Source organism: Dysgonomonas sp. HGC4, assembly GCF_001261715.1.
Lineage (GTDB): Bacteria > Bacteroidota > Bacteroidia > Bacteroidales > Dysgonomonadaceae > Dysgonomonas_A.
Window position 1 is genome coordinate 59,181 of sequence record NZ_CVRU01000062.1, and the last position, 9,049, is coordinate 68,229.

The following is a 9,049-nucleotide window of genomic DNA, read 5'->3' on the forward strand; positions in this document are numbered from 1 at the left end:
CAGACATTTGTTTATTGTTGATATTAGTTCCTTTGATTTATTAACATAAAATTTTCCAAATGAAAGATTCCGATCGCTTTTTGAAATATTTCTTGTATATCTCTTTGATTATTATAGGTCTTATTGTTGGTGTAGCTGTTCGTCATTATTATAATATACCTATTGCAGAAACCATCAATATGGTAGATTTAGGAACTTTGGTGGTTACCATTTTTCTAGCTGTTTATATTCCGGAAGTATTAGACCGAAAATTACAGATAAAAAGAGATAAAAAAGATCTGATTGAGAAGCGTATTGAAGAATTACAAGCATTGTACAGAAGAATGAATTTGGTAGTACAAAGCGAGCAGATATTAAAGCCGAAGGATTTTCGCGTAATCAAAAATACGTCAGATATAACTCAGCATAAATTAGAAACTATTATTACATTATTGACATATTCCAATATGCATACTTCCTTCACCGAAGATATAAAGAATATAAGAAAGTTGTGTAAAGAGCATCAAGATTTACTTTGGTCTGAAGATATGGAAGATGAAGGATTTTGCTATGCCGAAGATATACAAGAAAAAGAAGAATTACTATATAATAAGATTGACGAAACTACTTGTCTACTGATATTTAAGATAAGTGAGGCTTAAGTTTAACAAATCTTATGTTTCTTGACATAGAAGATATGTTTTGAACATTTTAAAAGAAAAATTGAACATTAGATTTTGCTGTTTTTTGTGCATTTTTGTTAAAAGAGAAACCACCAAAATTAATTGATATGTTGAAAAAAGATATTGGTATTGATGCGGGAGCTATTTGGAGACATCTTTCAGAGAAGGGTATATTATCTGTACGCCAAATTGGAGAATTAACCAATTATCGAGATGGATTGATACTAATGGCTTTGGGATGGTTGGCAAGAGAAAATAAGATATATTTCTTAGAGAAAAACGACGCCTTGTATGTTGAGTTGGTTCCGTCTTCTCCCGAAATGTATTATTGATTGAGGATTAAGTCCATGATAATAAAACTACTTATTGTCATGGACTTAATTTTTTTATTTAAACTATATTTTTAGAATTAGGTAATTGCATTGATGATGTGAAATTTAGATCTTTTTTAGTAGGGTTTTTCTGTTCTGACCGATCATATTAAATAGAGAGAAATTGTCTATTCATTTAACACCGATTACCTATGAAAAAATTACCCCTGCACATTCTATTATCTTTAGTATTCCTATTATTTTGCAATTATCTTCATTCACAGACCAATCATTCACACGATGAACGAATCAAGACTAAAGGTTATGCCGGAATGGATGCCAAAAGCGATCTTGTTCCATACGAGTTTGAACGTCGTGCGGTTGGTAACAACGATATTCTGATTGATATTCTTTATTCAGGTATTTGCCATTCAGATATACATACTGTTAAAGGTGATTGGGGCGATACTCCTTATCCTTGCGTTCCGGGTCATGAAATTGTGGGACGTGTAACCAAGGTGGGTAAAAATGTACATAAATTTAAGGTTGGCGATATTGCTGGAGTGGGTTGTATGGTAAATTCGTGTGGTGAATGCGAATACTGTAAAGCTGGTGAAGAGCAATTTTGTACAAAAGGTGCTACATTTACCTATGGCAGTAGCGAAGACGAGGGATATACAAAAGGTGGCTATTCTACAAATATTGTTGTTAAAGAATCATTTGCTATAACTGTTCCTGATAATGTACCATTAGATAAAGTGGCCCCCCTTCTTTGTGCAGGTGTAACTACTTATTCGCCGTTGCGTTATAATCATGTCAAGAAAGGCGATAAGGTTGCTGTTGCAGGATTTGGAGGCTTAGGACATATGGCAGTGCAATATGCTATATCGATGGGGGCGGAAGTTACGGTCTTCGATATAACAGACGATAAGCGTCAAGCTGCCTTAGATATGGGAGCCGTAAAATATGTGAATACAAAGAATGAGGGAGAAATGAATGGATTGAATAATTCGTTTAATCTGCTTATCAGTACTATTCCTTTTGCTTTTAAGGTAGAACCATATTTGGCTATGCTGAAAGTGGATGGAACAATGGTGCTTTTGGGCGTACCTCCCATAGATCAAACTCCAACATTGAGCACATATGCTTTGTGGAACAGACGTAAAATATATCATTCGCTTATTGGTGGCATTCGCGAAACACAAGAAATGCTGGATTATTCGGTTAAAAACAATATTTATCCAAAAGTGGAGGTTATTCCTATTCAGAAGATTAATGAGGCATATAAGAATGTATTGGATGGAAAAGTGCAATTCAGATATGTGATAGATATGGCGTCATTAAAATAAGGCGTCAGGGCTATTGTTCTTTTATTAAATTTTCTTTTTCGCTACTGACATAAGGCTGTCACTTGTTGCTTATACTTTTGCTGATGATAACAAAGTATAATGAATAAAACAAGAAAAATTATGTTAGTAAAAGCCTACATTACATTTGACGGACAAGCCGAAGAAGCTCTCAATTTCTACAAAGAAGTATTTAACGGGAGAATAGAAAATATGATCCGTTATGGAGAAGGAAAGGGTGATACTTCTGCCGATCAATTGGACGAAAATACTAGAAAACGCATTGAAAATGCCCGACTCGACTTTGGTAGTAATTGTTTTAATGTTTCGGATATTCTACCTGGTGAAAAAATTATTGTTGGTAATAATATTCATCTCGATATTGTTTTTTTTGATGATAAAAATGTAAAAGAAACTTTCGATAAACTGGCAGTAGGTGCAGAGATAATTGAACCTTTAGGAGCAAAACCTTTTTCGCCAAATTATGGCAATCTGACTGATAGATTTGGTATTAACTGGAGTATCATGCAAATGCCTAAACATAATTAAAAGATTTAGATAAGAGAATGTGTTGACCTGCTTATACAGGCAGCACATTCTTTTTATATCTTTATTGACACTCTCAATTGAACTGCCGAATGAACCGATTAGAACGAATATCTTCCATACTTGTGCAATTACAATCCCGATCGGTAATTACTGCACAGCAAATAGCCGATCGATTCGATATTTCTCTGCGTACAGTTTATCGCGATATACGAACGCTCGAAGAAGCAGGCATTCCCATTATCGGGAATGTGGGTATCGGTTATTCCCTAGTTGATGGTTATAAACTACCTCCATTGATGTTTACACGTGAAGAAGCGATTGCATTTCTTACTGCTGAAAAGTTTATCGAAAAGATGAGCGATTTGCAAAATGTACAATCCTATAAGTCGGGGATGAGCAAAATAAAAGCCGTTCTAAAATATGTTGAAAAGGATTATCTCTCGGATGTTGAAGATAATATAAGTATTTTGGGTAAAAGTGATACAGGTAGAGAGCTTCTAACGGCGATAACACAATGTATTCTTAAAAGTATTTCAGAACGAATAGTGATGCGTATTAGTTATTCTTCTAACGAAAATATGTCTGAAAGAGATATAGAACCCATCGGATGTTTTTATAGCCAGATAAATTGGTATATGGTGGCATTTTGTAGATTGAGAAACGATTATAGAAGCTTTCGTATTGATAAGATAAGTAGTTTCTCCCTAACGGATAAGTCTTTTTCAAAAGAACATTTATCATTGCCTCAATACATTGAAAAATACAGATTGCAAAAGGATATTTATGAAGTAATTATTCGAGTAAAGAGTTCTGACCTAATAACTATCAACGATTATAAATATTATCATGGTTGGTTGAAGGAGGAAGTAGAAGACGATTATACAGACATATATTTCAGAATATTCAACTTAGAGCATTTTGCCCGTTGGTACTTATCGTTTGCAGATATTGCAGATGTTTTACAACCCGCTATACTGCAGGAAAAAGTGAAAGATCAGATCAATTTACTACTAAATAGATATTCAGGAAATAGAAGCTGAAACTCCTCGCCTTAGGTTCGTGAAATAAGGAACTAGCTATTTTATATCAGTTATTTACCATCTTTTTCTACTTTTCTTTCTTATTTTCTATACTCCGACAAAGACATCCCTGTCTGTCGTCTAAAATACCTGCACATATAAGATGTATCTTCGAAATGAAGTTGCTCTGCAATCTCCTTAATTGAAAGATCTGTTGAACTTAACAAGAATTTTATTTCTAAAATAACCTGACGATTAATCAGATCTTTGGGAGAATCATTAAATTGCCTCTTTGTTATTTGCGACAAGTAAAAGGGAGTAATACAAAGCTCCTTTGCATAAAAAGCAACATCACGATGTGTTGTGCAGTGCTTGCCAACCATATCCCAGAATTTCCAGCACAGTATTTCTTTACGACTATATTCCTTTCTAAGTATAGAACTTGCTTGAGGAATCTTTTCTGTAATCTTCAAAAAGAAATTTTGTAAATGGTTACGTAACATGATGTGTTGATGTGTAGTACACTCTTGCTTAATATGACGGAATTGTACGAGCCACATATCCAATAATGGTAATTCTGTTTTTTCAGGAATACAAAGTGGCGATTCCCATAAGAATGAAAACAGATAATTAGGAAGATTGTAGGCTATTTCGGATGCAAAATCTTTATCTATCATGCAATAAAACAATCTGAAATCTTTCGAAGTCCGTAAGATTATAGTAATAGAATCATGTGATAAAACTAATATTTCATTCGTTTTTAATAGGTAATTTTTAAAATTTACATTAACTACCGCCTGACCTTCCATGCAGATAAAAATAACAGTATAGGAAAGTTTCAGGGGATAGCCTTTATGCCTCTCCATATTGCTTTCTCCTATTGTCACTTTTTCTTTTTTTCTAAATATGTCGGGAGCTAGATTTATCATGTGTATTTCTATTTGTACCGCAAATATACTCTTATGTCAGAATAAGAGGAGCAATAGTTTCTAAAAATACCTATAATACGCAAATTATAATTCTATATCTTCATTGTAATAGCCATACTTTTGTATTCGTATTAATAATATAATTTGAAAAGTATGATTTTAGAGACAGAAAGACTTATTCTGCGCCCATGGAGAGAAACGGATGCAGAAGATTTGTATAACTTCGCCAAAGATGAAAGAGTTGGTCCTATTGCAGGATGGCCACCACATAAGAGCGTAGAAGAAAGTGCCGAAATTATTCGAACAATATTTACACAAGAAGGAGTATTTGCCGTTACGCTGAAAGAGGACGATATCGCCATTGGTTTAATCGGGCTAATTCGTGGAGCTAAGAGCAACTTTCCAATCAGCGAAAACGAAGCTGAAATTTCCTATTGGATCGGTGTTCCTTTTTGGGGTAAAGGATTTATTCCCGAAGCAATCCGCGAAGTTACCCGTTACGGTTTCGAGGTTTTGAGACTAACCAACATTTGGAGTGGGTATTTCGATGGTAACGAGAAGTCGAAACGCGCTCAAGAAAAATGTGGCTACCGTCACCATCATATTGAAGAGAACAAACCCTATGTATTGACGAACGATATACGTACGGAGCATGTTAGTTGTATAACAAAAGATGAATGGATTGAATTCACAAATACAAGTGTGTAATATTAGTAATCAACATGATTTTATTATAGCTATCTGTAAGGTAATAGACCTGAACAGGTAGCTATTTTTTGAAGCAGCATTTATCATTGTCTCAATACATTGAAAAATTCTGATCTAATGACTATCATTTTTGTATTTTTGTTGAAAATATAAAGAGTACCACTAACTCTGTAAAGCAATGGATAAAATAGATAAAGAAGCTTTTGTACTGGCTGTATATGATATAGTGAAAACCATTCCGTATGGGCGTGCTACCAGTTATGGAGCTATTGCCAAGGCTGTGGGTTACTATAACATGCCTCGAATGGTGGGTAAAGTAATGAGCGAATGTAATTCGTCCGAAACGGGTATTCCTGCCCATCGGGTGGTGAATAGTCAAGGAATATTATCGGGAAGAGATGCTTTTGGTGGTTCGAGCGAAATGCAAGAGTTATTAGAATCGGAGGGTGTAGTTGTTGTAAATAATAAAATAAAGAATTGGAAAACTGTTTTTTGGAGTCCTTTGGAAGAAATAAATATTTAACTTGCTGACAATCTCTGTTAATACATTCTTTTTTGCTGAATACTTCTCTTGCAAAATAAATTATATCTTTACTGCTACATAAAGGTTTATCCTTTTTTATTACTTATATAATTCTATGTTTACTACAAATACATATTGGGTGTTGTAAATAGCTTGTATCTAACCAATACTTGCTATCCTTTCACTTTTCTATCGGACATCTCCTAACTGTCTGATATTATTTTTGTACCCAATTTAAAACAAGAGTGTTATGGTATCTCTGCCTCAGAGGTATTGATATCTATTCGCGTATTCATAATTATAAGATGATAATGAAAAATAAAACGATTATAGAAACAACAAGACTCAGAATTATACAACTTACAGCAGAGCAATTTCAATTATGGTTATGCGGAGTTGAAAAAATGGAGCAGAGTTTAGGGCTAACCCCGTCTAATGAATATCTTGACGAACATGTACAAGGGGCGATGGAGGCTCAGTACAAGAAAGCACTAAATGATCTAGATAATTATATCTGGCTAGGTAATAGACAAATTATACTGAAATCGGAGAATAAATCTATAGGTAGTGCTAATTTTAAGAACTCACCGCAAGAGAACTCCGATGTGGAAATAGGCTATGGCATAAATGCAGATTATAGAAATGAAGGCTATATGACAGAGGCTGTTCAAGCCATTTGTGAATGGGCTTTATCTCAGAGTGGGGTAAATAGTGTAATTGCAGAAACAGACAAAGAGAATGTTGCTTCCCAAAAGGTATTGAAGAAATGTGGAATGCAGAAGTACCAAGAATCAGATACCAGTTTTTGGTGGAAATTAGAAAAAAGTAGAAGAATGAACATAATTAATAAAAAAACGGAGGTGTTTAAGAAAACTAAGGCTTCTATCTGGACAGATCCTTATATTCAAAAGAATCTATTGGAAGCACATCTTAATCCCTCTTCTGATGCAGCTAGCAGGAATAAGGAATCGATAGAAACAATAGTAGATTTTATAGATCGGCAAATTAAGCCTAAAAGTAAAATATTAGATCTTGGCTGTGGTCCAGGATTGTATGCTGAGTCACTCGTGGGAAAAGGGTATACTGTAACTGGTATTGATTTTAATAAAAAGGCGATAGAATATGCTGTCAAGCAGAATGAGACCATAAAATATATTGAAGGAGATTATATTAAAAATTTTCCTCATGGAGAGTACGATGCCATCATTATGATCTATTGCGATATGGGTACACACTCCGATGATGACAGAGACATTTTATTGAATAATTGTTTTCACTCATTAAAAGAAGGAGGGAAAATTATTTTTGATGTTTTCAATGAAGATATAATCAAAGACAAACAAGAAGGTTCTGATTGGGAATATACTTCGGGTGGTGGATTCTGGGCAGAAAATGAATATTTATTGTTGAGTCAAACCTTTCATTATCCAGAGAAGAATGCTTTTGCATATCAGTATAATCTGATTCAGGGAGAGGATGTTCAACACTTCATTATTTGGGATAGGTATTATACTCAAGATGAAATAACGAATGTTCTCCGCCATGTTGGTTTTAAAGATATACGTGTGAAGCATAAGCTATTGGAAAGGAATGATTTTACGTCGAATAATGAGATGTTTGTTATTGCCGAAAAATAGAGTAAAATAATAAAGGACAGAAGGTTTCGCCCTCCTGTCCTTTATAAGAAAAAAACAATAGATTTAATTACTAGAACTGATATTTGAATGCGACAGAAGCATAAGGAGCAACTGAAAAGTGTGGATTATTTTCTCTACCCATAGCTTTGAAAAATGCTTGCAAACTTCTTTCATCGTAATAAGCAGGTCGTTCTGCTGATACTCCCAATATAATGGGTACAGAAAAGGATTTGCCAATTTTGAATTCGGGTTGTAAACCGCCAATCATATATTGATGGGTGAACATCATATCCTTGCCATCAATGGTCTCTAATGCCAATGATCCGTTCATCTGACCCACAAGTTTTAATTTGAAATGTTTGCTAAATTTAATACCGCCTGATACCTCAAAAGCATTCATTAAAGATACATTTACTTCATAGCGTCCATCTAGTCTCCAATTCAGATAAATAGCAGGGAAAGCCATCGGGTAACCAAATGATGTGTTGACTGCCAATCCCCCTCCTAAGTCTAGATTGTCTCTGCCATGCCATATGAAAATAACTCCACCATGACCCAGAACGTTCTTCATTCTCACTTTAGATAAATCTGTATGGGCTGTATAAACTCCTGCTCCTAAAGTTGCTAATACCGACCATTTTTTGCTTATAGGTCTAAGATGCATCAATGATATTTGAGCATTTAATATCTCAGAAGGAGACAAGTTTTCTGGTATATCTCTATTCTTTAACGAAGTGTAAGAACCGCCTAAAGCCATTCCCCATACTTTGGGATGGTTATATTCGTCCATCTTAACAGAAAAAGGTATTTGTGCTCCAGCCGAAAATATTCGGGCTTCACCTTCACCTCCCGTTTTTTCATTATTGATGTCTTTATAGTCAGAAGATCCGATATATTCTGTTTGTACATATATTTGTGCATTAAGTTGCACAATAAATATTCCGAAAAATGCAAGAAGTAGCGATAGTTTCATTACCTGAAATGTTTTATTTAATAAATAGATATTTGTTTTCTGAGACAAAGATCAAGCAGAATCTCTATTTTTAGAAATAGATTTGACGAACCGTCATTTGCTTATGACGAACGATGCAATGTCTATTATTTTAAACCCTTACCTTTGCAAAATGAAATATTTTTATTTTAAAAGTTATAATCAAATCTTTGTCCTCTTTTGGATAATTATATTTATTCTACTCTGTATTCAGTGTTTAAATCAGGCATCCTTTGTAGAGGCAATCCTTTTTTCTCTGAGTTATTCTTTTAGTGCGTTTATATTAGCATATTTCTTAACTGCGATTTTATTGGAAAGGGCAATGGAAGAAAAAAAAATGACTGTTTTTGTCGGTCAGTTTATATTCTTCTCAT

Annotated in this window: 10 protein-coding genes and 1 pseudogene; 9 read left to right on the top strand and 2 right to left on the bottom strand. The window is 34.2% G+C overall.

The genetic code is table 11. The annotated features are described in order from the left end of the window. The first annotated feature begins 59 nt into the window (after nt 1-59). The 5 genes from HGC4_RS06360 (at nt 60) to HGC4_RS06380 (ending at nt 3,908) form a co-directional block, all read left to right on the top strand. Nucleotides 60-641: a hypothetical protein gene (locus HGC4_RS06360; RefSeq protein ID WP_050709288.1), complete on the top strand. Its 582-nt coding sequence runs from the start codon at nt 60-62 to the stop codon at nt 639-641. A gap of 128 nt (nt 642-769) precedes the next feature. Beyond that, complete coding sequence (locus HGC4_RS06365; RefSeq protein ID WP_050709289.1) at nt 770-994, top strand: winged helix-turn-helix domain-containing protein; 225 nt, start codon at nt 770-772, stop codon at nt 992-994. Nucleotides 995-1,185: 191 nt separating this feature from the next. Then, a complete protein-coding gene (locus HGC4_RS06370; RefSeq protein WP_050709290.1) occupies nt 1,186-2,322 on the top strand; it encodes an NAD(P)-dependent alcohol dehydrogenase in 1,137 nt (378 codons plus the stop codon). A 120-nt stretch (nt 2,323-2,442) separates the two neighbouring features. Further along, a complete protein-coding gene (locus HGC4_RS06375) occupies nt 2,443-2,868 on the top strand; it encodes a VOC family protein (protein WP_050709291.1) in 426 nt (141 codons plus the stop codon). 89 nt (nt 2,869-2,957) lie between these two features. Further along, the gene (locus HGC4_RS06380) at nt 2,958-3,908 is read left to right on the top strand and encodes a helix-turn-helix transcriptional regulator (RefSeq protein WP_082204093.1); all 951 of its coding nucleotides are present in this window, start codon (nt 2,958-2,960) and stop codon (nt 3,906-3,908) included. Between the two features lie 80 nt (nt 3,909-3,988). Here the strand turns inward: HGC4_RS06380 and HGC4_RS06385 are convergent, their stop codons facing one another. Next, complete coding sequence (locus tag HGC4_RS06385; protein WP_050709293.1) at nt 3,989-4,816, bottom strand: helix-turn-helix domain-containing protein; 828 nt, start codon at nt 4,814-4,816, stop codon at nt 3,989-3,991. Between the two features lie 153 nt (nt 4,817-4,969). On the opposite strand from HGC4_RS06385, the gene HGC4_RS06390 reads away from it, so the two are divergent. The 3 genes from HGC4_RS06390 (at nt 4,970) to HGC4_RS18915 (ending at nt 7,684) form a co-directional block, all read left to right on the top strand. Further along, nucleotides 4,970-5,524: a GNAT family N-acetyltransferase gene (locus HGC4_RS06390; protein WP_050709294.1), complete on the top strand. Its 555-nt coding sequence runs from the start codon at nt 4,970-4,972 to the stop codon at nt 5,522-5,524. Nucleotides 5,525-5,702: 178 nt separating this feature from the next. Beyond that, complete coding sequence (locus HGC4_RS06395) at nt 5,703-6,047, top strand: MGMT family protein (protein WP_050709295.1); 345 nt, start codon at nt 5,703-5,705, stop codon at nt 6,045-6,047. A 311-nt stretch (nt 6,048-6,358) separates the two neighbouring features. Further along, complete coding sequence (locus tag HGC4_RS18915) at nt 6,359-7,684, top strand: bifunctional GNAT family N-acetyltransferase/class I SAM-dependent methyltransferase (RefSeq protein WP_087880149.1); 1,326 nt, start codon at nt 6,359-6,361, stop codon at nt 7,682-7,684. 70 nt (nt 7,685-7,754) lie between these two features. Here the strand turns inward: HGC4_RS18915 and HGC4_RS06405 are convergent, their stop codons facing one another. Continuing rightward, nucleotides 7,755-8,657 (bottom strand): DUF6268 family outer membrane beta-barrel protein, encoded by a 903-nt coding sequence (locus HGC4_RS06405; protein ID WP_050709296.1) that lies wholly within the window; start codon nt 8,655-8,657, stop codon nt 7,755-7,757. 103 nt (nt 8,658-8,760) lie between these two features. Between HGC4_RS06405 and HGC4_RS18920 the strand changes: the two are divergent. Then, nucleotides 8,761-9,049: pseudogene (locus tag HGC4_RS18920) on the top strand (hypothetical protein); the annotation flags it as partial.

Excerpts from the sequence above, each read along its gene's own strand:
- HGC4_RS18915 (WP_087880149.1), top strand. The coding sequence starts at position 6,359 with ATGAAAAATAAAACGATTATAGAAACAACAAGACTCAGAATTATACAA.
- HGC4_RS06395 (WP_050709295.1), top strand. The coding sequence starts at position 5,703 with ATGGATAAAATAGATAAAGAAGCTTTTGTACTGGCTGTATATGATATA.
- HGC4_RS06360 (WP_050709288.1), top strand. The coding sequence starts at position 60 with ATGAAAGATTCCGATCGCTTTTTGAAATATTTCTTGTATATCTCTTTG.
- HGC4_RS06385 (WP_050709293.1), bottom strand. The coding sequence starts at position 4,816 with ATGATAAATCTAGCTCCCGACATATTTAGAAAAAAAGAAAAAGTGACA.
- HGC4_RS06365 (WP_050709289.1), top strand. The coding sequence starts at position 770 with ATGTTGAAAAAAGATATTGGTATTGATGCGGGAGCTATTTGGAGACAT.
- HGC4_RS06380 (WP_082204093.1), top strand. The coding sequence starts at position 2,958 with ATGAACCGATTAGAACGAATATCTTCCATACTTGTGCAATTACAATCC.
- HGC4_RS06370 (WP_050709290.1), top strand. The coding sequence starts at position 1,186 with ATGAAAAAATTACCCCTGCACATTCTATTATCTTTAGTATTCCTATTA.
- HGC4_RS06390 (WP_050709294.1), top strand. The coding sequence starts at position 4,970 with ATGATTTTAGAGACAGAAAGACTTATTCTGCGCCCATGGAGAGAAACG.
- HGC4_RS06375 (WP_050709291.1), top strand. The coding sequence starts at position 2,443 with ATGTTAGTAAAAGCCTACATTACATTTGACGGACAAGCCGAAGAAGCT.
- HGC4_RS06405 (WP_050709296.1), bottom strand. The coding sequence starts at position 8,657 with ATGAAACTATCGCTACTTCTTGCATTTTTCGGAATATTTATTGTGCAA.